Consider the following 24,370-nt stretch of genomic DNA (forward strand, 5'->3'; position numbering starts at 1 on the left):
ATGGCCCGGCAGGCCGAGGCCGACCGCGAGCGGCGGGCCCGCGTCATCAACGCCGACGCCGAACTGCAGGCGTCCAAGAAACTCGCCGAGGCCGCGAAGGAGATGTCCACGCAGCCCGCGGCGCTGCAACTCCGGCTGTTGCAGACCGTGGTGGCCGTCGCCGCCGAGAAGAACTCCACCCTCGTCCTGCCCTTCCCGGTGGAGCTGCTCCGCTTCCTGGAGCGGGCCCAGCAGCCGGGCGGCGGCCAGAGGTCCGAAAGCCCTGACGTGTCAGAGCGCCAGCAGGTAGCTGGTCCCCGGGCGGCCGTCGAGCCGGATGTCGCCGGTGGGCACGAAGCCGGTGCGGGCGAGAACGGCCCGTGAGCCCGGGTTGTCGAACGTCGTCGCCGCGCGGAGTTCGGTGAGGCCGTACGCGGTGACGGCGAGGTCGCAGGCCTGCCGGACGGCGCGGGTGGCCAGGCCCTGTCCGGCGGCCCGCTGCGCGATCCGGTAGCCCAGCTCGGCGCCGCCGTCGGCCACGTCGACGAGATTGACCCGCCCGAGCACCGCGCCCGCGTCGTCCACCAGGACGTGGAAGAAGCAGACCCCCGCGGCCTGCTCGGCGAGGAGGGCGCTGTGCCGCGCCGCGAAGTCCCGGAAGTAGGCGTCACCGCGGTCGGGCACCGACGCGGCGAAGTAGGCGCGGTTCGCCTCCTCGAAGGCGAGCAGGGCGGGCGCGTGCTCGGCGCCGAGAAGCTGGAGTTCAGGGGCGTTGGAAGGGGCGTTGGAAGGGGCGTTGCAAGGGGTGTTCGAGGGAGTGTTCGAGGAGATGGGCATGGAGGAACCTTACGCATCCGGCCACCGCTGAGAAGGCCCGCTCAGGCGCGCCCGCGGAACGCCCGCCGGTAGCTGTCCGGCGCGACCCCCACCGCGCGGCGGAAGTGGCGGCGCAGCGTCGCGGCCGTGCCCATGCCGCAGTCCTCGGCGATCCGGTCGACGCTCCGTCCGGTGTTCTCCAGCAGCTCCTGGGCGCGCTGGACGCGTTGCGCCAGCAGCCACTGGATCGGTGTCGTGCCGGTGACGGCGGTGAAGAGCCGCGTCAGCTGGCGCGGGCTCAGGCGGGCGCGCGCCGCGAGGTCGGTCACGGTGAGCGGCTCGGCGATGCGGGTGAGCGCCCACGCCAGCACGTCGGCGAGCCGGTGGTCGCCCTCCGCGGGGACCGGTTCCGCGATGAACTGGGCCTGGCCGCCGGGCCGGTGCGGGGCGACGACCATGCGGCGGGCCAGGTCGCTCGCGACGGCGGCGCCGTGGTCGCAGCGCACCATGTGCAGGCACAGGTCGATGCCCGCGGCCTTGCCCGCGGAGGTCAGCACCGTGCCGTCGTCCACGTAGAGCACGCCCGCGTCGACCTCGACGGCGGGGTGGCGTTCGGCGAGCCGCGCGGCGTGGGACCAGTGGGTGGTGGCGCGCCGCCCGTCGAGGAGACCGGCGGCGGCGAGGACGAACGCGCCGGTGCAGATGGACGCCACCCGGGCTCCCGCCTCGTGCGCGGCACGGACCGCTTCGACCAGGTCGGTGGGCGGGTCCTCGGCGGCGTCGTGGCAGGCGGGCACGATCACCGTGTCGGCGGCGGCCAGTGCGTCGAGCCCGTGCGGGGTCTCGGCGAGGAACCAGCCTCCGGCGCGCGTGCCACCCGCGCGGTCCGGGGCGCAGAGGACGAGGTCGTACCAGGACGTGACGCCGTCGGGCGGGGCGAGGCCGAACACGCCGGTGGGGATGGCGAGTTCGAAGAGCGGTATCCCGTCGGTGACGGCCAGTGCGACAGTAGCCATGTCGGTAACTGTACGGATGGTGTCGTTACCGCCACTCGTCGCGTGATCGGCTGGCGGCGACGCTGGTGGGCATGAGAAAGCACATGACACGGGCGGCGCCGTTCGTCGCCGCCCGTCCCTGGCTGCGGGTCGGTCTTGCGGTGGCCGCGGTGGGGTGGGGCGCCAACCAGTTCGTGCCGCTGCTGTTGATGTACCGGTCCGGGCTCGGGCTCTCCGCGTCGACGGTGCAGGCCACGTTCGGCCTGTACGCGGTCGGGCTGATCCCGGGGCTGCTGCTCGGCGGCCCGGTCTCCGACCGCCGCGGGCGGCGGCGGGTCGTGCTGCCCGCTCTCTGCGCGTCTCTGCTCGGCAGTCTGCTGTTGATCGCCGGGGGCTCGGGCGTGGGCTGGCTGTTCGCCGGGCGGCTCGTCTCCGGGGCGGCCAGCGGGGCGGCGTTCAGTGCGGGCGCCGCGTGGATCAAGGAGCTCTCCCCGGTGGGGCCGGGTGGCGGGGCCTCGCCCGGCGCGCGGCGGGTGACCGTGACGATGACCGCGGGGTTCGCCGCGGGACCGCCGGCGGCCGGGGTTCTCGCCCAGTGGGGCCCCGCGCCCACCGTGCTGCCCTATCTGCCGCACCTGGCACTGCTGTTGATCGCCCTGCCGCTGCTCGCGGCGGCTCCGGAGACGCGTGGTCCGTCCGGCCCTGGAGGAGTCCGGGGCGGCCTGCGGCTCCTTGTTCCGCCGCCGGGCCGGATGCGCACCGTGGTGGCGCCGCTCGCGCCGTGGGTGTTCGGCTCCGCGTCGATCGGACTCGCCTATCTGCCAGGGCTCGTAGGGAGCCGCCTGGCGGATCACGCGCTCGTGTTCAGCGCCGGTTCGGCCATGCTGACCGCGCTCGCCGGCATCCTCGTACAGCCCTTGGTGCGCGGGGTGGACCGGCCCGGTTCGGCGCGTCTGCTCACCACGGCGCTCGCGCTGGTCGTGGCGGGCCTGCTGGCCGCCGCGGGCGCGGCGGCGACGTACGAGCCGCTGCTGGTGGCCGCCGCGGCGCTCGCCCTCGGCGCGGGTTACGGTGCCGCCCAGGTCTGCGGGCTCCTGGAGGTGCAGCGCCTGGCCCGCCCCGCGGAACTGGCCACGCTCACCGCGCTCTACCAGGCGCTGTCCTATCTGGGGTTCGCCGCGCCGTTCCTGCTGGCGGCGGCCCAGCGCGCCGTACCACCCAGCGTGCTGCTGCCCGTGATGGCGGGCCTCGCGGGCCTGACGCTGCTCTGGACGAGGCGCGCGGCGAACCGTCCGCCGCGCGCGGCCCCGTACCGCCACGACCACGACCACGACCACGAGCACGAGCAAGGCCATGGCCTCGGCCAAGGCCGCAACTACGAACGTACGGAGCACTCACATGGCTGACGTCACGACATACAACGCCCGATCGGCGGCCGTTCCCGAATTGGTGACCCTCGGGGCCGCCGAGGCCGCCCGCGCCCTGCGCGCCAAGGAGTTCTCCAGCACCGAACTCGTCCGGGCCGTCCTCGACCGCGTCCGGACGGTGAACCCCCGGGTGAACGCGGTCCGCGAGGTACTGGCCGACCAGGCGCTGCGCGCCGCGGCCGCTGCGGACCGGCGGCTCGCGGCGGGCCGTCCCGCCGGGCCGCTGGACGGCGTACCGGTCACCGTCAAGGACAACGTCGATGTCGCGGGCTCGGCGACCACGCAGGGCGTCGCCGCCCTGTCCGAGGCCGTCGCCCCGGTGGACGCGCCCGCCGTGGCGCACCTGCGCGCGGCGGGGGCGATCCCGGTCGCCCGCACCAACATGCCGGATCTCGCGCTGCGTTGGCACACCGACAGCGGGCTCATGGGGCCCACGCTCAACCCGTGGGACGCGCGGCTCACGCCCGGCGGTTCTAGCGGCGGCGAGGCCGTGTGCCTGGCCACGGGGATGAGCCCGCTCGGTATCGGCAACGACCTCGGCGGCTCGCTGCGCTGGCCCTCGCAGTGCGCGGGGACGACGGCGCTGCGCCCCACGCTCGGCCGCGTCCCGCACGCGCTGTCCGTCGAGCCGGTCACCAAGCCGGTGAGTCTCCAGCTCATCGAGGTGCAGGGCCCGATGGCCCGCCGCGTCGAGGACCTGCGTCTCGCGCTCGGCGTCCTGTCCGCGCCCGATACGCGCGACCCGTGGCACGTGCCCGTCCCCGCTCAGTACGCGCCCGAACTGCCGCGCCGCGTACACGTGTTGCACGAGATGGCGGGCGTCCGGTACGACCCGTCGGTCGCCGAGGCCGTCCGGCGCGCGGCGGCGACCCTGGAGGCGCAGGGGTACGAACTGTGCGACGTCCCGCCGCCGAACCTCGCGGAGGCGGCGGCCGGTTGGGCCCGTCTCATGGCGAGTGACGCCCGCCGAGCGTGGCCCGCGGCGAAGGATCTGGTCTCCGCGGACGGCCGCCGCTTCATGGAGCTGATCTTCCAGCTGGTGCCCGCCCTCGACCTGGACGCGTACGCCGAACTCTTCACGACCCGGCAGCGGATCGCCCGCGCCTGGGCGGAGTACCAGCGCACCACTCCCCTGGTCCTCGCGCCGGTCTTCGCGGGGCGTGCCTTCCGCGCCGGAGGCGACCTCGACGGTGTCGAAGCGGCGCACGGCATCGTGGACGGGCTCCGCGCGACGGTCGCCGTCAACTTCCTCGGGCTGCCCGCCGTCGCGGTTCCGGTCGGCCTGGTCGACGGCCTCCCGCAGGGGGTGCAGCTGATCGGCCCGCGCTTCGGCGAGGAACTGTGCCTGCGGGCGGCCGAGTCGATCGAGTCGGCGCTCGGGGCGGTGACGCCGGTGGATCCATGGAGCGGGCAGGGCGGGCAGGGTGGCCAGGACGGCCTGGGTGGCCACGCCGGCCAGGACAGCCAGGGTGGCCGGCCCGGCTGATCGCACGCCTGGGCGGCCACCCTTCGCGCTACGGGGCGTTCCGGACCGTACCGGTGACCACCGGGCCCTCCCGCGGTTCCCAGTTCTCGTCGTACGGGAACAGCTGGGCCTTCAGGGACTCGTCCGGCTCGCGCACACCGTCCTTGATGGTGGGTACGCGCACCTCGACGCTCTTCTTGCCCGCGGGCACGGTGAGGAACAGGGATTCGCCGTCCTCCCCCATCTTGGAGAGCGCGCGCCCCGGGCGGGGTTTCTGACCGGCCTCGTCCTTCAGCCAGCGCGGGTCCACGTCGAGCGTGGACAGCTCGGCGCCGTCGTCGACCGGCAGGAAGGCGAGCCCGGCCATGACGTCCACGTCGACGGGTTCCGCCAGCGTCATCCGCCACTTCAGCGGCTTGCCCTCGGTGACGCGGTCGGCGACGGGCTCAAGGGTGACCTCGGGCATCGGGTCGTCGTTCCGCGCCGTCACCCCGCCGTGGTGGGAGCCGACCACGGCGCCGCGCACCGCCTTGACGAACGCGTCGTGCGTGACGTCGTAGCCGTAGCGGGTGTTGCCCCGTACCTCGACCGGTACGTCGATGTCGTGGGCGCCCGGTCGCACTGTCACCGTGCGGTGCGTGACCCGCTCCGAGCCCGGCTCGGGAACGAAGAGGCGGACCTGGCCGCTGCCCGTGCCGGAGACCTTCACCGGAACCCGGTAGGTGCGCGCCCCGGAGTCGCCTTCGTCGACGGTCAGCCGGCCGATGTCGACGCGGGGCAGCGCGGCCGGCTTCACCGCGGGCGTGCCCGGGCGCCGGCCCCATGCGTCCATCAGCCACGCCTTGCCTGAGCGGCCGCGCGGGGTGAGTTCCAGGGTCCTCACCCGCTTGAGGTCCAGCTTCTCCCGGGCCTGTGCGGTCAGCGGCACGCGGACCTCCCGGGCCCAGTACGAGGCGGTCCGGCCGCTGCCCGGCAGCCCGTCGACGCGGGCCGTGCCGAGCTTCGCGCGGTGGCCGGAGGCGTCGACGAGCGTGACGTCCAGCCGGGTGCCGGTGGTGTTGGGCGGCACGATCACCCGCAGCGCCACGTCCTTGGCGCCCGCCAGGGACACCGGGCGTGCGGGGCTGATCCGCGCCGGGGAGCCTGGCCGCGTCCAGCGCATCGCCACCGCGTCACGGCCGGGCTCCGGCGAGACCTGCCACTCGGCGAAGTGCGGTGAGGCTCCCGCCGTGCCGGGCGGCAGACAGGCGCGGGCGGCGTCCGGGTGCACCTGGGCGCAGAGCCGTCCGCCCTTGACCGTGGTCGAGGCGTCCGGCAGGAAGGCCTCGGTGCGGCGCGCTCCGACGGCGTGGGTCAGCACCCGCGCGGGGTCCGCCGAGGGAGCACGGCGGTTCGAGCCGTCGAGAAGGGGGCGCACCCGGTCGTCGCCCGCGACGAACAGCCGGGCCGCCGCGGCTATGTACGTGGCGCCGGCGGTCTGCTGCTGCTTGGCGTTGAGGCGGGTCTTCTTGCCCGGCGAGCACACCGGGTCGGTGCCGTCGGACTGGAAGTCGTCGTCGGCGGGCGCCTTCGCCTGCCCGGGGGTCCATTCGCTGTTGAAGAAGTTGTGGTTGGCGCCGACCATGTAGAGCGCGCTGTGCAGGGCGGTGCCGCCGCCGACGCGGCGCGTCCCGTCGACGTAGATCTCGCCCTGGAGGTCGGAGACGTCTCCGTCGCAGCCGGGCAGGATCGTCGCGGAGGGGACGTCGGGGGCCGGGTTCTGCCCGAAGACGGTGGGGCCTATCAGGACGTTGCCGCGGATCTTCCAGCGCACCGGACCATGGTAGCCGTCCTGGTCGGCGGGCGGCGCGTAAAGGCTGTCGAGCGCGGCCCTGTTGACGCCCTCGCCGCCACGGGAGTGGCCGACGAGGAGCACGCGGGACAGGTCCGCGGGCGCGACCTTCCGCACGGCCGCCGGTGCGTCGCCCCGCCGCTCGGCCCAGTCCGCCCAGCGGGCGAGGTGCAGCCGGACCAGCGAGGAGCGGGCCTGCGCGCCGCCGTCCTCGGCGAGGTGGTCCTGGCCGTTGATGCCGTTGGCGGCGATGGACACGGTGACGTACCCCTGGGAGGCCAGGAGCTTCTGGGCCCGCTTGTAGCCCGCTTGGCTGGGCACCGGCTTGGTGCCGGCCTTGCAGGGCCAGGTGCCGCCCTGGCCGTCCCCGGCGCCGTAGCAGGTGTAGTGACGGCCGTGCAGGAACAGCGCCAGCGGCCGCTTCCCCGGCGCGTCCGCGGGGCCGACGACGTCGGCCCGCATCTCCACCGGCTCCGGGAAGCCGGGCAGCCGCTGGGACTTCAGGGTGTACGCGCCGCTGACGGTGCGGTAGCGGCCCGGCTTCCCCGGGTCGACCTCGTTCGCGGGAGGCAGGGCGGCGGGCGAGGCGGGGCGCGGGGTGTTCGGCTCCTGCCCGGCTCCGGCCTCGTCCAGGCGGCGCCCGCCGGCCAGTACCCGCAGCTTCTTCACCGGTCCGACCCGCGCGCCGCCCAGCGGCAGCCGGAACGAGCGGCGGTCCCGCGCGGCCTCGGGGCGGCCGAGCAGCTTCTCCCCTGCGTAGAACTCGACGCGGGCGTCTCCCATGGGCACCGGCTCGGGTGAGGCCCACACCAGTTCCTTGCCGCTGCCCTCACCCGCGAGGCGCCAGCCCTCCGGCAGGTCGTCGTGGCCGCCCGGCGGGGCGGGCGACGCGGGTGGCGGGGCGTCGGCGGACGGCAGCGCGTGCGCCGCCCCCGGGGTCGCCGCCGCGAGCGCGAGTACCGCCAGCACTGTGGTCGCCACTCGTGAGACACGTCTCAAAGTGGTCCTCCTCCTGATCACTCTCCTCAGGACACACAAGCGAACTCATGTGCCCCTCTTGCCCCTTCGAGGACGGCAACCAGCGCCTACGCGTTGCCTCACCGCGCGCACTGACGGCAGGAGAGCGGCGCGACGGGAACCCTCTGTCCGGCGCGGTCGACGCCCCTGCCAGGATTCGGTCATGCACATCTACGAAGAGCGGCTCAGCGTCCCCCGCTCCTGGTGGGCCCTGGTCGCACTGGGCGGAGCCGGACTGGGGGTCGGGGCGATCCCCTTCGGAGTGATCACCGCGGTGACCGTGTCCGTGATCGGCATGTCGGTGGCCGCGGCGATCGTGCACGCGCACGGCAGGGTGCGCATCCTCGTGACGCCGGGCTCCCTCGTCGTGGGCGAGCGGACCATCCCGATCGACGCGCTCGGCGCGACGGAGATCCTCGACGAGCGGGAGGCGTTCGAGTGGCGCACGGTCAGGGCGAACCCGTACGCGATGCTGCTCCTGCGCTCCTACATCCCGACCGCCCTGCGCATCGAGCTGCGCGACGCCTACGGCGGCGCGCCGTACGTCTACCTCTCGACGCGGCAGCCCATGAACCTGGCGGCGGTACTGGCCTTCTCGCGGAGCTGAAAAGCCGGGCATGGACCTGCGCCCCGGTCCCGGCGCACGCACAGGACTTACCGAAGGGACAGCGAAGGTCCCCGGATACTTCGAGCGGGCGCAGACAGCTCTGCGGCCGCTGCCGGCCCTCGGCGCCGCGGGCGGTCTCGTGGGCAACCACTGACCCGCCCATCTCTTCAGCCAGCGATGATTTCCGGTCGATACAGATGGTCGAAGAAAGAACCAATTTCCTATTGATGCAGGTCAGGCGGTAGTTGGCGTTTATACCAGTGACCTTGGTCCACATGCTGGACAGTCGACCCACCCTCGCCCCACCACTCCTGAGCTGCCCGAACGTCCGTACGGACACCGTCCACCGGACGCGCACATCCGGAAATCGACCACCGTATTGGCACTCACTCTCCGCACCGGCAAGACTCCTCACCGCAGTCATCAACCGCATCGAGCGAAGGAGAGTCCACCATGCGTCGCACCCTCAGGACGATGGGAGCAACCGCCGCGGCTGCCACCTGCGTCCTCGCCGCGACATCAGGCACCGCGCAGGCCGAGGCCCCCGGGCCCACGAGCCTTTACGCGCCGTCCGCCCTGGTGCTCACGGTCGGCCAGGGCGAGGACGCCAGTTCCGCGGCGGTCGAGCGCGCAGTGACGCTGATCTGCGCGCCGCGCCCCGCCGGAAGCCACCCCTCCGCGGCCGCCGCGTGTGCCGAACTCACCAAGGCGGGCGGCCAGTTCGGCCACCTGGTGAGGGACACGTCCGACGCCATCTGTACCAAGGAGTGGCAGCCGGTCACGGTGACCGCCGACGGAGTATGGAACGGCAGGCATGTCAGTTGGTCCGCCACCTTCTCCAACCGGTGCATGATGAAGGCTGGTCTCGGGGAGGGTGCCGCATTGACCTTCTGACGAGATCCGACCCTGAACCACACTCAGGGGAGTCCCGGTGACCTTTCGTGGGGGAAGGCAGCCGGGACGCGGGGCGGCCCCCGGTGTCCTCGGACACCGGGGGCCGTAGTGTTTTTCCCATGGTGAATCCACCCGACGCGCCGAGGGGTACGCGGTGGCCGCCTCTGTCACCGGGGGCGCTGGTGTGATTCACACCCGGGACCATCCACCGGCTCGTCAGCGAGGGGGACTTGGCCATCAACGTCCTCATGCAGAACTCGCGGCCGTCGCGCTCGTACGGCCCCTGGCCGCGCGGTGGCCGAGGCCGAGGCGACCGGCGCGCAGCTCGACCGGCTGGAGCGCGGTGACGCCGACTACCTGGCACGGGCCGCCGTACGCGCCGAACAGCCCGCCGTGCGGGGCCGGTTCGGGATGTGCGGGCGGCTCGACGTCTACGAAGTGGCGTGAACGGCCGCCGCCGCCCGGTCGCCGGCCAGCTCGTCGAGCCTCTTCAACACGCGGGCGCGCAGCAGTTCGTACTCCTCCCGGCAGCGGCGGATCTCCGGTGGTCTGGCGGTGACGACGCCCTCCGTCACGATCTCGTGCGGTGCGAACTGCTCGCGGGTGAGGTCGATCTCCAGGCCCGCGCCCAGGCGATTCCACCAGTGGTAGTCGACCCGGACGCCGTCGACGTGGACCTCTCCGAGTACGAGTTCCCCGCCCAGCAGGTCGTTGAGGACGAGCGCGGTGACGCCGCACTGACCCCGGGCGGGGTTCTGCCGCGGCCAGGGCTTCGTCGAGTCCGGCGGAAAGGTGTCCGCACCCCAACTGTCGCGCAGGGCCGCTTCGATGTCGCTCAGAAGAAGTGATGTCATGACGATCACCCTCGCACCCGCCACTGACAATCACCCGTCGTCGCAGCTCAGCTCCAGGCGGGGCCAGTCCGCGAGGTCGCGCAGCAGTTGACGGTCGTGCGTGGCGACGACGACGGCCGCGCTGGTGTCGCGGATCGCGTCGGTCAGCTCGTCGACCAGCGTCGACGAGAGGTGGTTGGTCGGCTCGTCGAGCAGGATCAGACCGGGCCGCCCGGCCAGTGCCAGCGCCAGGTCGAGGCGCCGCTGCTGTCCTTGCGACATCCGCCCGACCGGCGTGCGCGTCGCGTCGGAGTCCAGCAGCCTGAGCGCCCCCAGCGGGACGGCGTCGGCGTCGCGGAGCATCCCGCGGGCCACCAGCCGCCCCACGTGACGGGCGTACACCTCGCGAGCGGTCAGTCCGGGGTCCTGCTCGGCGGTCTCCTGGGTGACCCGGACGATCCGCGCCCCCTTCGCCGTCCGGACGTGCCCGTACGTGGGCTCCAGCGAGCCGGCGAGCACCGCGAGCAGCGTGGACTTTCCGGCACCGTTCGGTCCGGTGACGAGCAGCCGGTCGCCGCCGTCGAGGGTGAGGTCGACGGGGCCGGCGAGACGTCCGTCGACGGTGACGCCGTGTGCCCGCAGCTGTGGCGCGCCCGGCCGGACACCCAGGTCGGGCCATCGCGGCGTCGGCGGCGGCTCCGGCACGTCGAGGCGGTGCGCGTCCAGGGCGTCCTGCTGCCGGTTCAGGGCCTGCACGACGCCCGGTGCGCGGGACTGGCGCTGGTGCTTTCCGGTGCCCTTCTCCGGCCGCCAGCCGGTGGAGAGCCGGTCGCGGGCCTTCGATACGGCGTCCTGCAGCCGCCGGTGCTCGGCCTGTTGCTCCTCGTGGTCCTGTTCCCAGCGCCCGCGCTCGCGACGGCGGGCGTCCTGCCAGGCGTCGTAGCCGCCCGCGTACAGGCGGGGCTTCCCGTCGCGGGTGGGGTCGAGGTCGAGGAACCGGTCCGCGACGTCGCGCAGCAGCGCCCGGTCGTGGCTGACGAGGGCGAGGCCGCCGTCGTGCTCGCGCAGCCTGCGGGTCAGGAAGTCGAGGCCGCCCGCGTCGAGGTGGTTGGTCGGCTCGTCGAGCAGCAGGACGTCGTGGCGCGCGCCGAGCAGGCACGCGAGGCGGACCCGGTAGCGCTGGCCGACCGACAGCGTCGACAGGGGGCGGTCGCGGTCGGTGCAGGCGCCGAGGGCCTCAAGGGCGACGTCGACGCGGCGTTCGGCGTCCCACGCGTCGAGCCGGGTGGCGGCGTCGAGCGCGGCGGCGTAGCGGTCGTCGGCGGTGGGGTCGCCCTCGGTCATGGCGAGGGCCGCCTCGTCCAGCGCGGTGAGGGCCGCGAGGGAGGCGGCCAGCGCCTCGGACGTCAGGGTGGCGACGGTCTGACCGCCTCGCGCGAAGAGTTCCTGGCGGGCCAGTCCGATGGTGCCCGCCCGCTGCACGGTGCCCTGGTCCGGTGTGATCAGCCCGGCGAGGGTGTGCAGCAGTGTCGTCTTGCCTCGGCCGTTCTCGCCGACGACGGCGATGCGCGACCGGGCGGAGACGGTGAGGGTGACGTCGTTCAGGACGCGCCGGGGTCCGCGGGTGACGGTGAGGCCCTCGGCGCACAGATGTGCGCGGGTGCCCGCCTCGGCGGGCAGGGGCATGGCTTCAGGGGTGGGGTTGAGGTTCACGGGGTGCTCCGCAGCTCGCGTGGGAGCCGGGCAGCAAGAGAGGCCGCCCGGCGGGAACCGGGACGGCGAGCGCGGATTCAGCAGAAGGAAGCGCGCCGCCGTCAGCGGGCGGAGCGCACCTTCTGCGACCAGATACCTCGTGCCATGACAATCATGCTACAGGGTGCGCCAGGGTTGGCTCAGTACGGGCGGTCGCCCGTGATCGCGACCCGCTCCGCGACCCGGCGGTGCGGTGCGTAGTCGTCGACGGCGTAGTGCTGCGTCGCGCGGTTGTCCCAGAAGGCGACGTCGCCCGCCTGCCAGTGGAACCGCACCTGGTACTCCGGCACATGGGCCTGTCGTACGAGGAAGCCGAGGAGACGGTCGCTCTCGTCCCGCTCCATGCCGACGATGTGGGTGGTGAAGGAGGTGTTGACGAAGAGCATCCGCCGTCCGGTCTCGGGGTGTGTGCGCACCACGGGGTGGGTGACGGGCGGGAAGCGGTCCTGGAGCGGGGCGAGCCTTTCGGGGCCGTAGAAGCGGGCGAAGCCGGGGATGAAGTCGTGCACGGCCCGCGCGCCCTCGACGCGCTCCTTGACGGCTTCGGGGAGGTTGTCGTAGGCGGCCGCCATGTCCGCCCACATCGTGTCCCCGCCGTACGGCGGCACCTCGCGCAACTGCAACACGGCGCCCAGCGCGGGGCGTTCGCGGAAGGTGACGTCCGCGTGCCAGACGTTCTCGTACGTCGGGACGGAGCTGCCGCCCTTGTCGAACCGGACGACGTCGTCGGCGGAGCCGCGCGCGAGCAGTGGGTTGGTCTCCAGGTCGCCCCAGTTGAGGGCGAAGGCGCGCTGCTGCTCGGCGGTGATGTGCGCGCCGCGGAAGAACAGCACCTTCCATTCCAGGAGGGCGCGGTTCAGCTCGTCGCGCAGAGCGGGTGCGAGGGGCCGTGCGAGATCGACGCCCCGGATCTCGGCGCCGATGAGACGGCCTTGGGGGACGACGTCGATCAGGTCGTACGGCCGCTCCTGCCATCCTTCGGGCAGGCGGCGCAGGGTGCGGCGGCCTTCGTACATGCCGTCGGCGGGGACGCGGGCGTCGCGCAGGGCGGCCGGGGGCAGGGCGGTGCGGTCGGTGACAGCCATGGGGGGTGATCCTTCGGGTGCGGGAACGGGCGGGCCGTGCGGAGAGCAGCCATAGGGGCGAGCTCCGTACAGCTAGCGGCCCGATCGTTCGCACCCGCGCCGCCACGGGACGTCGAACGTCCGTACGGCGGCGGTCAGGTGCTGGATCATGGTGGTCATTGTGGGGTGCCGGGCGACTGGGGTCAACCTCCCCTTGACCGCTCAGCCGTTCTGCCGCGGCGCCCTCAGCACTCCCCCGTACTCGTAGATGCCCTTGTTGACCTCGGTGGCGCCGAGGTAGGGCGCGAGGTCGGGGTCGACCGGTGCGAGCGGCGGCTGGTCGGCGTCGGGGCGCCAGTCGACGAGGTTCACGAGGCCGGGCTCCAGCGGTTCGAGGCCGTCGAGGAGCGCGTCGACCTCGGCGGGGGTGCGGGTCTGCCACGGGACGCCGCCGCCGGAGATGTGCGCGGTCATCGCCGCGCCCCGGGCGGGATCGTCGGCGACGACCTGGGAGAAGCCGAGGAGGCTGCCGGGCGCCGCCCGGTCGATGACGGTCCGCAGGATGCGGGCCGGTCCGTCGGCGTCGACGAGGTGGTGGCCCACGGAGAGGAAGAGCACGGCGACCGGCTCGTCGAAGTCGATGAGGCGCACCACGTCGGGGTGGTCCAGGATCGCCTTCTGGTCGCGCATGTCGCCGGTGATCACGGTGGTGGAGGAGTCGTCGGCGAGCAGCGCGCGGCCGTGCGCGAGGACGATCGGGTCGATGTCGACGTAGACGACGCGGGCGTCGGGGGTGAAGCGCTGGGCGACCTGGTGGACGTTGTCGTCGGTGGGCAGTCCGCAGCCCATGTCGATGAACTGGCGGATGCCCGCCTCGCGGGTCAGATACCGCACCACGCGGAAGAGGAACTCGCGGTTCTGCCGGGCGATGTCGACGCACTCGGGGAACGATGGCAGCGTGGAGAGCAGAAAGCTCCGGTCCACCTCGTAGTTGTCCTTGCCGCCCAGCATCCAGCCGTAGGCGCGTGCCGAGGTCGGGATGTCGTACGGGATGGACGGATCGGACGGAATGGACGGAATGGACGCCGTCCCGGGCTGGTTGTCGCTCTCCACTGTGCGCTCTCCACCTCTCCCGTGGGGTTCACGGAACGTGTGCCGTTGTCGTGACACTATCCGGCGATCCACGTTCGGGTGAACGCGGACGGGAACTCCAACAGACGTACGCGGTAAGTCGGTTGAGATGATGAACGGTCACGCGCTCGCGAGGGTCGCGCCGGACGGGCAGTGGTGTGCGCCACCCGCCCGCCATCCGGGCCCCCGCATGACGCATGATCGTGGCACAGAGCCATCCGCACCACTGGATTCGTTCCACCCAGAGAGGACCTCCCCATGGAAGACCGCTTCGACGTCGTCGTGCTCGGAGCAGGACCCGGCGGCTATGTGGCCGCCATCCGCGCCGCCCAGCTGGGCAAGCGGGTAGCGGTCGTCGAGGAGAAGTACTGGGGCGGTGTCTGCCTCAACGTCGGCTGTATCCCGACGAAGGCGCTGCTGCGCAACGCCGAGCTGGCCCATCTCTTCACGCACGAGCAGAAGACGTACGGCATCAAGGTCGACGGGCAGGTGTCCTTCGACTACGGCGAGGCGTTCAACCGCAGCCGCACGGTCGCGGACGGCCGCGTCAAGGGCGTCCACTTCCTGATGAAGAAGAACGGCATCACGGAGTTCGACGGCCGGGGCACGTTCCTGGACGCGAACACGCTCCAGGTCGCGAAGTCCGACGGCACGACCGCCACGATCGGCTTCGAGAACTGCGTCATCGCCACCGGCGCCACACCCCGGCTGCTGCCCGGCACGAGCCGCAGCGAGCGTGTGGTCACGTACGAGGAGCAGATCCTCGCCGACTCCCTGCCCCGGTCCATCGTGATCGCGGGCGCGGGCGCGATCGGCATCGAGTTCGCGTACGTGCTGCACAACTACGGCGTGAAGGTGACGATCGTCGAGTTCCTCGACCGCGTCGCGCCGCTGGAGGACGCGGACGTCTCCAAGGAGCTGGCGAAGCAGTACCGCAAGCTCGGCATCGACGTCATGACCTCGACGCGCGTCGAGTCGATCGACGAGTCGGGCGAGCAGGTCCGGGTGACCGTCACGGGCAAGGACGGCAAGCAGCAGACCCTGGAGGCCGACAAGGTCCTGCAGGCCATCGGTTTCGCGCCGAACGTCACCGGCTTCGGCCTGGAGGCGACGGGCGTGGCGCTCACCGAGCGCGGCGCGATCGACGTCGACGGCCGCTGCCGCACGAACGTCCCGCACATCTACGCCATCGGTGACGTCACCGCGAAGCTGATGCTGGCGCACACCGCCGAGGCCATGGGCGTGGTCGCCGCGGAGACCCTCGCGGACGCCGAGACGATGGAGCTCGACTACCCGATGATCCCGCGTGCCACCTACTCGCAGCCGCAGATCGCGAGCTTCGGCTGGACGGAGGCGCAGGCCAAGGAGAAGGGCTTCGACGTCAAGGTCGCGAAGTTCCCCTTCCAGGCGAACGGCAAGGCGCACGGCCTCGGTGACACCGTCGGCTTCGTCAAGGTCATCAGCGACGCGAAGTACGGCGAGATCATCGGCGCCCACCTGATCGGACCGGACGTGACCGAGCTGCTCCCCGAGCTGACCCTGGCCCAGCAGTGGGACCTCACCGTCCACGAGGTCGCGCGCAACGTCCACGCGCACCCGACGCTCGGCGAGGCCGTCAAGGAAGCGGTGCACGGCCTGGCCGGGCACATGATCAACTTCTGACGGTGGCGGGCGCCCCGCCGCGACGCGAGTGACTGAAATCGAGTGGCTCGAGTGGCGGGGCAGCCCGGGGCGGCCGATGCTGGGCGGAACACGACTGTTATGCCTCGGGGGCGAGGAGAGGCAGTAGCCGATGTTCTCTGGTCTGGGCCGATTCGTGGTCCGCCGCCCTTGGTGGATCATCCTGGCGTGGGTGGTGATGGCCGGCGCGGTGATATCCCTGGCGCCGAAGCTCACCTCCAGCAGTGACGAGGCAAGTTTCCTTCCTGATCATTACGAGTCGATCCGCGCGGCCGATGTGCAGGAGAAGGAGTTCCCCAAGCAGCAGAACATCGGCGCCATCATCGTCTTCGAGCGATCCGACGGCGGGAAGCTGACGGCCGCCGACTCCGCCGACGTGGACCGGGTCTCCAAGGACCTTCAGGCGCGGAAGATCGAGGGTGTGCAGGCCGTCGTGCCCGGCGAGGCCTCGCCCAACAAGCTCGTGCAGACGTCGGTCGTCGCGATGCCGAAGATCACCGACCCCGAGGACACCTCGCAGCAGGACGCGGTCGAGCGGCTGCGGTCCGATCTGAAGCCGGAGCTGAAGGGCACGGACCTGTCGGCCGGCATCACCGGCGCCGCGGCCCAGGCGCTCGACGAGAGCGACGCCTCCGAGCGGGCGGGCCTGCTCGTCGGGGCCGGCACGATCATCATCATCATCCTGCTGCTCCTGGTCATCTTCCGCAGCCCCATCATCGCGCTGCTGCCGGTCGTCCTCATCGGCCTGGTCTCGCCGATGGCGACCGGACTGATCGCCTCCGCCAACAAGGCGTTCGACATGAAGGCGGACTCCTCCATCCAGGAACTCCTGACCGTCGTCCTGTTCGGTGTCGGGACCGACTACATCCTGTTCCTGCTCTTCCGCTACCGGGAGGCGCTGCGGGCGGGCGAGGACGCCAAGGGCGCCATGGTGCACGCGGTCGAGCGGGTCGGTGAGGCCATCACGTCGGCGGCGGGCGCCGTCATCGTCGCCTTCGCCGCGCTCACGCTCTCCTCGCTCGGCATGCTGCGCTCGATGGGCCCGGCGCTCGCCATCGCGGTCTTCCTGACGCTGCTGGCCGGTCTCACGCTCGTACCGGCGGTGGTCTCGCTGCTCGGCACGAAGGTGTTCTGGCCCTCGAAGTCCTGGCAGCGCGAGCCGCACGGCAGCGGGTTCGCCCGGCTCGGCACGTCGATCGCGCGCAAGCCCGCCGTGTGGGCGATCGTCTCGGCCCTGTTCATGGGCGCCCTGGCGCTCGGCGCGCTCGGCTACAAGGCCAACTTCGACCTCGCCGGGTCCTCGCTGCCCAAGGACAAGGAGTCGATGGTCGCCATGGATGACCTCCAGAGGGGGTTCCCCGCGGGCACCACCGACCCGACCTCCGTCTACCTCTCCTCGACGGACGACGAGCCGGTGACGGAGCGGCAGGCCGCCGCCTTCCGCGAGCGGCTCGCCGACGTCCGGGGCGTGGGCGAGGTCGCGGCGCCACGCCTGAGCCCGGACCGCACGACGGCGTCGTACTCGGTGATCCTGTCGGACCCGCCCGCCTCCGACAAGGCCCTGTCGACCGTCAAGGACCGGTTGCGCCCCGCCGCCCACCAGGACGCGGCGGACGGCTCGCAGGCGCTGGTCGGCGGCACGACAGCGGTGTACGTCGACATCAACAAGGCGGTGGACCGCGACTATTCGGTGGTCTTCCCGGTCGCGGCGATCGCCATCATGGTGATCCTCGGGCTGCTGCTGCGCAGTCTGGTGGCGCCCTGGTATCTGATGCTGTCGGTCGCGCTCGGCTTCGGTGCGACGCTCGGCGCGACCTCGCTGATATTCCAGCAGATCGGCGACCAGCCGGGGCTGATGTTCATGCTGCCGGTGATCATGTACTTGTTCGTCGTCGCGCTCGGCACCGACTACAACATCCTCATGGTGTCGCGGCTGCGCGAAGAGGCCCGCGAGGGCCGCGACCCGCACGACGCGGCGGGTACGGCGGTGCGGCACTCGGGTCCCACGATCTGCTCGGCGGGCGTCATCCTCGCCGGCACGTTCGCGACGCTGATGCTGGCGGGGAACTCGACGCTCTCCCAGATGGGTTTCTCGCTCTCCTTCGGCATCGTCATCGCCGCCTTCATCATGGCGACCGTCTTCACCCCGGCGCTGACGGCGCTCATCGGGCACGCCGCCTGGTGGCCCGGCCACGGGGACGAGAAGCGGAACAGCGGCGGCGGGGCACCGCCGCCTCCTGACACGGACGAGGAGCGGGTCGGGGGCGCGACGCGCACGCGGTGAGCGGCCCCGGCGGCCCGTTCACGCGAGGACGAGGCCGTTTCCGCGGCCATCGACGCGGACCCTCAATTTGCGTTTCGGAGAAAAGTGTGGACCCTACATTCCTCCACTCATCCTTTTTGCTCACACTTTCTTCGAGAATGCAAGTGGCATACTGAATTCCACCCACCCCTTTCGCGTGCTCACATAACGAAGGCGAATGTCAAGTGCACCGAGGGCATCGATAAAATGCGGGGAGATGGCCCCCGACCTGCCTTTATAAGGTGCTAAGGTTTCCCTTCGCCCCGAGCCCAGGCCGACTTCGACGCGTCGCGCAGCTCGGATTGCACGACTTATCCCACCCGGAATGGAAGCCGATCTTCTGTGCCTGCTTCCGGTTCCGGCGGAATGTGTCCACGCCTCGTTCTGGAGTTCTTTCATGTCTGTTGACAGCCCTGCTGTCACCGCCCCCGCCCCGGCGGAGGGCTCCCGCAAGGGCCGGCATCTCGGCCTCGCCCTGTTCGTCATCGCCGCCGCCCAGCTGATGGTGGTCCTCGACGGCACGATCACCAACATCGCCCTGCCCAGCATCCAGACCGCCCTCGGTGTGACCGACGCGAACCTCGCGTGGATCGTCAACTCGTACGCGCTTGCCTTCGGCGGGCTGCTGCTGGTCGGCGGCCGTGCGGGCGACCTCTTCGGGCGCCGGCGGATGTTCCAGGTGGGCATCGCCCTGTTCACCCTGGCCTCCCTCCTCGGCGGCCTCGCCCCGAACGAGGGCCTGCTGATCGGCGCGCGCGTCCTGCAGGGCGTCGGCGCGGCCATCGCGGCGCCCAGCGCGCTGTCCCTGATCGCCACGACGTTCCCCGAAGGCAAGCCGCGCAACAAGGCCATGGGTGTCTACGCCGCCATGGCCGGCATCGGCGCCACCGTCGGCCTGCTGCTCGGCGGCATCCTGACCGACGCCCTGGACTGGCGGTGGGTGTTCTTCGTCAACATCCCGATCGGCCTGGCCGTCCTCGCCGGGACCAGGACGCTCGTCGAGGCCGAGCGCCACCCGGGGCGCCTCGACCTGCCCGGCACCATCACCGGCACCGGCGGTCTGATCGCGCTGGTCTACGGCATCACCCGTGGCGGCGAGCACGGCTGGACCGACAGCGTGACACTCGGCTGCTTCGCCGTCGCCGTCGTGCTGCTCGGCGCGTTCCTGTTCATCCAGAACCGCACCGCCCACCCGATGATGCCGCTGCGCCTCTTCAAGGACCGCAACCGCTCCGGCTCCTACGCCACGATGCTGTTCATCGGCGCCGGCATGATGGCCACCTTCTACTTCCTCACCCTCTACATGCAGCTGATCCTCGGCTACAGCGCCGTCAGGACCGGCTTCGCGAACCTGCCGTTCAGCCTCGGCATGGGCATCGCCGCCGCCCTCAGCGCCAAGCTGGTGACCCGCCTCGCTCCGCGCCTCATAGCCGGGCCCGGGCTGCTGGTGGCCGCCGGAGGCATGTTCTGGTTCGCCACGCTCACCCCGGACTCGTCGTACACCGGGCATCTGATGCCGGCGATGTTCGTGACCGCGCTCGGCCTCGGCATGAGCTTCGTACCCATGACGCTGGGCGCGGTCAGCGGCGTCGAGCACCAGGAGACGGGCGTGGCGTCCGCGCTCCTGAACACCGCGCAGCAGATCGGCGGCGCGCTCGGCCTCGCCGTCCTTTCGACCATCTCCACCTCCGCGGCCGACGACCGGCTGCCCGAGGCCGCCGCCTCGTTCTACCGCGGCATCGCCACCAAGGACCACGGCCTGATCGCCAGGGCCGCCGACGCGCTGACCCACGGCTACACCCTGGCGTTCGTCGCCGCGGGCGTCATGTTCCTGGCGGGTCTCGCCGTCACCGCGATCGCGGTCAACGCGGGCAAGCAGCAGGTGGCGGAGGGGGCCGCGCCCGTCCACATGGGCTGAGGCGCGACCCCGCCGGGTCAGGCGGTGGGCTTCCAGTCGCCGAGCCAGTCCGCGGTCTCCTGGGCCGCGGCCTGGGCATCGGTCAGGTGCGGGCGCTCACCGCCGGGGGCGCCCGCGCCCGGGCCGGTGTTCTCGTACTCGGCGAAACGGTCGTCCTTCCAGGAGAAGCCGCCCATGTCCGTCCAGGGGGCCGCCTTGACGGCCGCGCCGAGGGTGCTGTCGCGGACGGTGGTCTGCGGGTCGAGGCTCGCGTCACCGCCGGCGTGCCAGGGGCGTCCGAGGTGGAAGCTCCGGGCGGACACATCGCCGTCGACGGTCGAGCGGGTGATGAGGAAGCCCTTGCGGCCCGCGGGGGTGCTGGGCGCGGTGACGTAGCCGGCGGAGGTGCCGTTCCAGCGCTTCTTCAGGGTGAGGACGGATTTGTCGATCACCGCGGTGGCGCGGCCGAAGACGAAGTCGGTGTTGCCGACGACATAGGAGTTGGTCAGGTAGACCCGGCCCGTCCTGTCCTTGGCGGCCGTGTCCAGGAGCAGGGTGTCCTGGTCGCCGCTGACGATGAGGGCGTCCAGGCGGACCCGGTCGGCGGCGGTGCGCAGCGCCACCGCCTGGTGGCCGTTCAGCTGCTGGTTCCTCGCCTCGTCGAAGTCGTTGGCGATGGTGAGGTTGCGGGCCCGGAAGTCGTCGGCCTCCACGGCGACGGTCGCGCTGCCGCCGGTGCCGTACGTTCCCGAACCGTCCGGCTTCGTCATCCCGGCGGCGTGGCCCTCGACGATGACGGTGTCCTTGCGGCTGCGGCCGGTGCCCTCGAACGTGAGGTGCGGCCTGTTCGCCGGGACCTTCACCGTCTCGCGGTACGTGCCGGGGGCGATCCGGATCACGACGCGCGCGGTGTTGCCCGCCGGGACGGCGTCGACGGCCTTCTGCACGCTCTTGTACTGGCCGCTGCCGTCCTTGGCGACGGTGAGGGTGCGCTGCGCGGCGGCCTTGCTTCCCGCTGCCGTACCGATCGTTCTCCTGGGCCCCGCCCCGGACTTGAGAAGGGCGGGCACGTCGGCCGCCTTGTCGAGGCGGTACTTGTAGTACGCCTTCGGGTTGAACGCCGTGCCGCCGCTCTCGTTGCGGCCGCTGGTTCGCGAGAAGACGTTGCCGCGCTGGACGAGGGCGGCGGTGGCGTCCTTGACGACGGGGTTGTGCACGCCCTGGAAGTAGCTGTTCTCCAGGACCATCTTCGTCCTGCCGCGCGAGTAGTTGCCGTAGGACGACGTGATGTCGGTGCCCGGATCGTCCTGGAGGTAGTTGTTGTAGAGGTGCGCGTGCGCGACGTTGTCGGTCGACGGATTGCGCTGTTCGCTCTCGCGGAACCAGTTGTGGTGGATGGTCAGGTCCGCGGTGGTGTTCTCGGTCCAGCCGATGCCGAACGTCTTGTTGTTGTCGCTGAGCTTGTTCCAGGACACCGTCACGTAGGTGGTGTCCTTGCGGCTGTCGATGAGGCCGTCGGCCATGTGCCGCAGGTCGTTGTGGTCGATCCAGACGTGGTGTGCGCCGTCCATCTGGATGGCGTCCCAGTCGTGCTCCTTGTCGTTCCAGACACCGTGGTACGAGTCCCGGATCGTGAGGTTGCGGATGATGACGTTGTGCACGCCCCGGCCGAGGAAGAAGCCGCCGCCGACGATCTGCCCCGAGGTGCCGGCGCCGACGATCGTCTTGTCGGATGCGACCTTGATCTCCTTGCCCTTCGGGTCCATCGAGATCGTCGCGGCCACCACGATGACGTACGGCTGCGGGGCGGTCGCGTACTTCTCCAGGTCGGCGAGGTTCCGTACGGTGACAGTCTTTCCGTCCCGCCCGCCGTACGTCCCCTTCTGCCCGAGCGCGTGGACCGACGCGAAGCCGTCGGCGGTGGCGGCGGCGTTGTCGGCGGCGGCGTTGTCGGCCCGGGCAGGTGCGGCGGCGGCCGCGGCCTTCGGCTCCGCGTCGTCGCCGAACACCCCGAAGGCCGTGCCGTAGGCCATGGCCCCCGCGGCGGCCAGCGCCAGCGGGACGCCTGCCATCAGGGCCGTCTTCCTTCTGCGGTGCCGCGCCTTGCCGTGCCCGTGCAGCTCACTCATGCGTCGCTTCCCATCTGTACGTACGTGGGGGGCACCCGTGGGAACGGGCTGCTGAGCAGTCGCCGCGGAGCCGCGAAAGGTTGCCGCGACCTTCAGAGCCTGTCCTTGAACCCCCGTCGTTCGCGCGGAGCGCGGGCCGCGCAGGCGGGGCCGCGCCTGCGGGGGTGCAAAGGCAGGCTCTCAGACCCGCGCCGCCGGGCCGCCGCCCTGAGCCGGCACCCGGCCGAGCGGCGCGCAGTGCTCGGCCACGGTGTCGGCGAAGGCGCGGGCCAGCGGGCTGAGCGCGTCCCAGCGGCGCACCGCCCAGCCGACCGACAGCGGCGGCAGCTCCGGGAGCGGGACCATGCGCAGCCCGGCGGGAGCGCGGCCCCGCCAGCCGGGCAGCGCGGGCACGACGGCCTGCCCGAGGCCCAGCTCCGCGAGGAGTACGGCCGTGTCCCAGTCGGCGACGCTGGTGCCCGGCGGCAACACCACGCCCAGATCGCCGAGGTGGGAGTCCAGTTGCGCCCGCGAGGTCGAGTTCGCCGGTGGCGTGATGAGCTGCCCCCCGGCCAGTTCGGCGGGCTCGACGCGCGGCCGGTCGGCGAGCGGATCGTCGGCGCGGACGGCGAGGACCCACGGCAGTGCCACGACGGGCCGCTGCTCGATGCCGCGCACGGGCTCCCCGAGGGTGATCCAGGCGAGGTCGAGGTCGTCGGCGGCGAGCGCGTCGAAGCAGCCGCTGCTCGAACTCACGGTCTGGAACTCCAGGCCGACGCGCGGATAGCGCTCCCGGAAGCCGACGACGGCCTCGGCCATGAAGTGCCGCACGGTGGTGGCGCCCGTGGTGATCCGCACCGCGCCGCCGTCGCCCCGCGCCTGCTCCCGCAGGCGCCGCACCGCGAGGTCGATGCCGCCGATCCCCTCGGACGCCGCGGCCCGCAGGACCCGCCCGGCCGAGGTGGGCACGACGCCGCGCGCGTGCCGCTCAAGGAGACTCACGCCGAGTTCCCGTTCGAGGCGTTTGACGTGCTGGCTCACGGCCGACTGCGTACAGGTGAGGTCACGGGCCACCGCGCTGAGGCTGCCCGCGCGGCACACGGCCACAAAGACACGGAGATCGTCGAGAGTCACAAGAAGTGAAGTTATCTCTTGGGGGGATGCAAGGAAACCCGAGGATTGACTTGGGTTTTCACTGTGGCCCAAGATCGTTCATGGCCCGGGCGGCGACCCGGCGACGGGCGCCGACCCGGGGTCGACGGGACCCCGGCGGCCGGGCCATGACCCTGTGGAAAAGGTGATGTGTGGAAGCGCTCGAAATGGTGGCCGTCGGAGTCGCCGGTGTCGCGGCCGGCGGGATCAACGCGGTGGTGGGGTCCGGCACGCTGATCACCTTCCCCACGCTGCTGGCCTTCGGCCTTCCGCCGGTGCTCGCGAACGTGTCGAACAACCTGGGCCTGGTGCCGGGCACCCTGAGCGCCGCGTACGGCTACCGGCGGGAGATGAAGGGACAGCTGGGGCGCCTGGTGCGGTTCGGCGCGGCCTCCCTCATCGGCGGTCTGATCGGCGCGCTGCTCCTTCTGAAGCTGCCTGATGACGCCTTCCAGGCCGTGGTGCCGGTACTGATCCTGACCGCCTGCGCCCTGGTGGTGCTGCAGCCCTGGCTCAACCGGCGGCTCAAGGAGCGCGAGAGCCCGGGCAAACGGGACGGCGGCGTGCCGATGTGGTGCGGTGTCCTCGCCACCGGTGTCTACGGCGGCTACTTCGGGGCGGCGCAAGGAGTGCTGCTCATGGGCCTGTTCGGCGCCTTCATCCTGGACGACCTGCAACGCCTGAACGCCGCGAAGAACGTCCTCGCCTCGATCGTCAACGGCGTCGCGGCCGTCGTCTTCATCGTGGTCGCGGACATCGACTGGACGGCGGCGGGTCTCATCGCCGCCGGTTCCACGGTGGGCGGGCTGGTGGGCGCGCGCTACGGCCGCCGGCTGCCGCCGGTCGCGCTGCGCGGTTTCATCGTCGTCGTGGGCGTCACGGCGTCGGTGGCCATGATCGTGAGCTAGCGCGTAACGCAGCTCACACCGCCATGCCCCTGCCCTGGGCACCCCTCGCAGTGGTTTATCGTTGAACAGGAAGTGACCCCGACCGCGATTCCCCCGTCCGGTCGGGGTCACTTCTCGTTCGTGCCGACGGCTTCCGCCGTTTTCACGCCTTCGTGGGCGAATATGCCGACCGCACCGCGCCACACCCGCCCGGGCGGCATCATGCGTCCATGGACGGTGCCAAGCCTGTGCAGGTCTTGTTCACACCCGAGGAGTACGCCTCACTCGTGCTCCACGCGGACCGGCTCGGGATGCCGGTGGCGGAGTTCATACGCCGTGCGGTGACCGTCCGCACCGAGGAGCACACCGGCGGTACGTGCCGGATCCCCGAAGCCCGGCGCGGGGCGAGCGTGCCGCCCGTCCAGCGCAGCCTCGGGACGGGCGGGAAGCCCGCGCTCCAGCGCTTCCTCGACACCCTCGCCACGTCGGCCGAGCCCAAGGAGTGAGAAGGAGTGAACGCGGCGGCGCCAGGA

The 24,370-nt window shown here is 71.9% G+C and carries 19 protein-coding genes and 1 pseudogene; 11 read left to right on the plus strand and 9 right to left on the minus strand.

The features are described 5' to 3' along the window. Positions 1-363 (plus strand): annotated as a pseudogene (locus ACWDZ7_RS31860) (slipin family protein); the annotation flags it as partial. On the opposite strand, the gene ACWDZ7_RS31865 reads toward ACWDZ7_RS31860, so the two are convergent. Both ACWDZ7_RS31865 and ACWDZ7_RS31870 read right to left on the minus strand, forming a co-directional pair. Then, positions 271-816, minus strand: coding sequence for a GNAT family N-acetyltransferase (locus ACWDZ7_RS31865; protein ID WP_451801811.1), 546 nt, complete (start codon positions 814-816; stop codon positions 271-273). The pseudogene ACWDZ7_RS31860 and the gene ACWDZ7_RS31865 sit on opposite strands and share 93 nt — an antisense overlap. 41 nt (positions 817-857) lie before the next feature. Beyond that, on the minus strand, positions 858-1,811 hold the full coding sequence (locus ACWDZ7_RS31870) for a GlxA family transcriptional regulator (RefSeq protein WP_451801812.1): 954 nt from the start codon (positions 1,809-1,811) through the stop codon (positions 858-860). Between the two features lie 71 nt (positions 1,812-1,882). Here ACWDZ7_RS31870 and ACWDZ7_RS31875 point away from each other — a divergent pair, with 71 nt between their 5' ends. Beyond that, positions 1,883-3,196, plus strand: a complete 1,314-nt coding sequence (locus ACWDZ7_RS31875) for an MFS transporter (protein ID WP_451801813.1) — start codon at positions 1,883-1,885, stop codon at positions 3,194-3,196. After that, positions 3,189-4,703 carry an amidase gene (locus ACWDZ7_RS31880; protein ID WP_451801814.1) on the plus strand — a complete coding sequence of 505 codons (1,515 nt, stop codon included), beginning with the start codon at positions 3,189-3,191 and terminating at the stop codon, positions 4,701-4,703. The genes ACWDZ7_RS31875 and ACWDZ7_RS31880 overlap by 8 nt, the downstream gene beginning before the upstream one ends. Positions 4,704-4,731: 28 nt before the next feature. Here ACWDZ7_RS31880 and ACWDZ7_RS31885 read toward each other — a convergent pair whose 3' ends face one another. Further along, positions 4,732-7,512: an alpha/beta hydrolase family protein gene (locus tag ACWDZ7_RS31885; RefSeq protein WP_451801815.1), complete on the minus strand. Its 2,781-nt coding sequence runs from the start codon at positions 7,510-7,512 to the stop codon at positions 4,732-4,734. Between the two features lie 181 nt (positions 7,513-7,693). Here ACWDZ7_RS31885 and ACWDZ7_RS31890 point away from each other — a divergent pair, with 181 nt between their 5' ends. The 3 genes from ACWDZ7_RS31890 (at position 7,694) to ACWDZ7_RS31900 (ending at position 9,478) form a co-directional block, all read left to right on the plus strand. Beyond that, positions 7,694-8,137 (plus strand): DUF3093 domain-containing protein, encoded by a 444-nt coding sequence (locus ACWDZ7_RS31890; protein WP_451801817.1) that lies wholly within the window; start codon positions 7,694-7,696, stop codon positions 8,135-8,137. Between the two features lie 453 nt (positions 8,138-8,590). After that, a complete protein-coding gene (locus tag ACWDZ7_RS31895) occupies positions 8,591-9,031 on the plus strand; it encodes a subtilase-type protease inhibitor (RefSeq protein WP_451801818.1) in 441 nt (146 codons plus the stop codon). A gap of 294 nt (positions 9,032-9,325) precedes the next feature. Continuing rightward, on the plus strand, positions 9,326-9,478 hold the full coding sequence (locus tag ACWDZ7_RS31900) for a hypothetical protein (RefSeq protein WP_451801819.1): 153 nt from the start codon (positions 9,326-9,328) through the stop codon (positions 9,476-9,478). Here the strand turns inward: ACWDZ7_RS31900 and ACWDZ7_RS31905 are convergent. The 4 genes from ACWDZ7_RS31905 to ACWDZ7_RS31920 all read right to left on the minus strand — a co-directional run bounded on the left by ACWDZ7_RS31905 (position 9,463) and on the right by ACWDZ7_RS31920 (position 13,793). After that, a complete protein-coding gene (locus ACWDZ7_RS31905) occupies positions 9,463-9,885 on the minus strand; it encodes a YunG family protein (RefSeq protein ID WP_451801820.1) in 423 nt (140 codons plus the stop codon). The two genes, ACWDZ7_RS31900 and ACWDZ7_RS31905, sit on opposite strands and share 16 nt — an antisense overlap. A 30-nt stretch (positions 9,886-9,915) precedes the next feature. Next, the gene (locus tag ACWDZ7_RS31910; protein ID WP_451801821.1) at positions 9,916-11,577 is read right to left on the minus strand and encodes an ABC-F family ATP-binding cassette domain-containing protein; all 1,662 of its coding nucleotides are present in this window, start codon (positions 11,575-11,577) and stop codon (positions 9,916-9,918) included. A gap of 179 nt (positions 11,578-11,756) precedes the next feature. After that, positions 11,757-12,701: a TauD/TfdA dioxygenase family protein gene (locus tag ACWDZ7_RS31915; RefSeq protein ID WP_451801822.1), complete on the minus strand. Its 945-nt coding sequence runs from the start codon at positions 12,699-12,701 to the stop codon at positions 11,757-11,759. Between the two features lie 201 nt (positions 12,702-12,902). Continuing rightward, a complete protein-coding gene (locus ACWDZ7_RS31920; RefSeq protein ID WP_451801823.1) occupies positions 12,903-13,793 on the minus strand; it encodes an SAM-dependent methyltransferase in 891 nt (296 codons plus the stop codon). Between the two features lie 276 nt (positions 13,794-14,069). Between ACWDZ7_RS31920 and lpdA the strand changes: the two genes are divergently transcribed. The 3 genes from lpdA to ACWDZ7_RS31935 all read left to right on the plus strand — a co-directional run bounded on the left by lpdA (position 14,070) and on the right by ACWDZ7_RS31935 (position 19,711). Beyond that, the gene (lpdA, locus tag ACWDZ7_RS31925) at positions 14,070-15,473 is read left to right on the plus strand and encodes a dihydrolipoyl dehydrogenase (protein WP_451801824.1); all 1,404 of its coding nucleotides are present in this window, start codon (positions 14,070-14,072) and stop codon (positions 15,471-15,473) included. Between the two features lie 130 nt (positions 15,474-15,603). Next, the gene (locus tag ACWDZ7_RS31930; protein ID WP_451801825.1) at positions 15,604-17,775 is read left to right on the plus strand and encodes an MMPL family transporter; all 2,172 of its coding nucleotides are present in this window, start codon (positions 15,604-15,606) and stop codon (positions 17,773-17,775) included. Positions 17,776-18,190: 415 nt separating this feature from the next. Beyond that, a complete protein-coding gene (locus ACWDZ7_RS31935) occupies positions 18,191-19,711 on the plus strand; it encodes an MFS transporter (RefSeq protein ID WP_451801827.1) in 1,521 nt (506 codons plus the stop codon). 17 nt (positions 19,712-19,728) lie between these two features. Here ACWDZ7_RS31935 and ACWDZ7_RS31940 read toward each other — a convergent pair whose 3' ends face one another. Further along, the gene (locus ACWDZ7_RS31940; RefSeq protein ID WP_451801828.1) at positions 19,729-21,819 is read right to left on the minus strand and encodes a pectinesterase family protein; all 2,091 of its coding nucleotides are present in this window, start codon (positions 21,817-21,819) and stop codon (positions 19,729-19,731) included. A gap of 180 nt (positions 21,820-21,999) precedes the next feature. Next, entirely contained in the window at positions 22,000-22,932 is a 933-nt protein-coding gene (locus ACWDZ7_RS31945) for a LysR family transcriptional regulator (protein WP_451801830.1), read from the minus strand. A 170-nt stretch (positions 22,933-23,102) separates the two neighbouring features. On the opposite strand from ACWDZ7_RS31945, the gene ACWDZ7_RS31950 reads away from it, so the two are divergent. Continuing rightward, positions 23,103-23,858: a sulfite exporter TauE/SafE family protein gene (locus ACWDZ7_RS31950; RefSeq protein ID WP_451801831.1), complete on the plus strand. Its 756-nt coding sequence runs from the start codon at positions 23,103-23,105 to the stop codon at positions 23,856-23,858. Positions 23,859-24,067: 209 nt separating this feature from the next. Beyond that, positions 24,068-24,343: a hypothetical protein gene (locus ACWDZ7_RS31955; RefSeq protein ID WP_451801832.1), complete on the plus strand. Its 276-nt coding sequence runs from the start codon at positions 24,068-24,070 to the stop codon at positions 24,341-24,343. Positions 24,344-24,370: the final 27 nt, after the last annotated feature.

This window comes from Streptomyces sp. NPDC003032 (assembly GCF_053591415.1).

Coding starts and splice junctions, on each gene's coding strand:
- ACWDZ7_RS31865 (WP_451801811.1), bottom strand. CDS start 816: ATGCCCATCTCCTCGAACACTCCCTCGAACACCCCTTGCAACGCCCCT.
- ACWDZ7_RS31870 (WP_451801812.1), bottom strand. CDS start 1,811: ATGGCTACTGTCGCACTGGCCGTCACCGACGGGATACCGCTCTTCGAA.
- ACWDZ7_RS31875 (WP_451801813.1), top strand. CDS start 1,883: ATGAGAAAGCACATGACACGGGCGGCGCCGTTCGTCGCCGCCCGTCCC.
- ACWDZ7_RS31880 (WP_451801814.1), top strand. CDS start 3,189: ATGGCTGACGTCACGACATACAACGCCCGATCGGCGGCCGTTCCCGAA.
- ACWDZ7_RS31890 (WP_451801817.1), top strand. CDS start 7,694: ATGCACATCTACGAAGAGCGGCTCAGCGTCCCCCGCTCCTGGTGGGCC.
- ACWDZ7_RS31895 (WP_451801818.1), top strand. CDS start 8,591: ATGCGTCGCACCCTCAGGACGATGGGAGCAACCGCCGCGGCTGCCACC.
- ACWDZ7_RS31905 (WP_451801820.1), bottom strand. CDS start 9,885: ATGACATCACTTCTTCTGAGCGACATCGAAGCGGCCCTGCGCGACAGT.
- ACWDZ7_RS31915 (WP_451801822.1), bottom strand. CDS start 12,701: ATGGCTGTCACCGACCGCACCGCCCTGCCCCCGGCCGCCCTGCGCGAC.
- lpdA (WP_451801824.1), top strand. CDS start 14,070: ATGGAAGACCGCTTCGACGTCGTCGTGCTCGGAGCAGGACCCGGCGGC.
- ACWDZ7_RS31930 (WP_451801825.1), top strand. CDS start 15,604: ATGTTCTCTGGTCTGGGCCGATTCGTGGTCCGCCGCCCTTGGTGGATC.
- ACWDZ7_RS31935 (WP_451801827.1), top strand. CDS start 18,191: ATGTCTGTTGACAGCCCTGCTGTCACCGCCCCCGCCCCGGCGGAGGGC.
- ACWDZ7_RS31940 (WP_451801828.1), bottom strand. CDS start 21,819: ATGAGTGAGCTGCACGGGCACGGCAAGGCGCGGCACCGCAGAAGGAAG.
- ACWDZ7_RS31955 (WP_451801832.1), top strand. CDS start 24,068: ATGGACGGTGCCAAGCCTGTGCAGGTCTTGTTCACACCCGAGGAGTAC.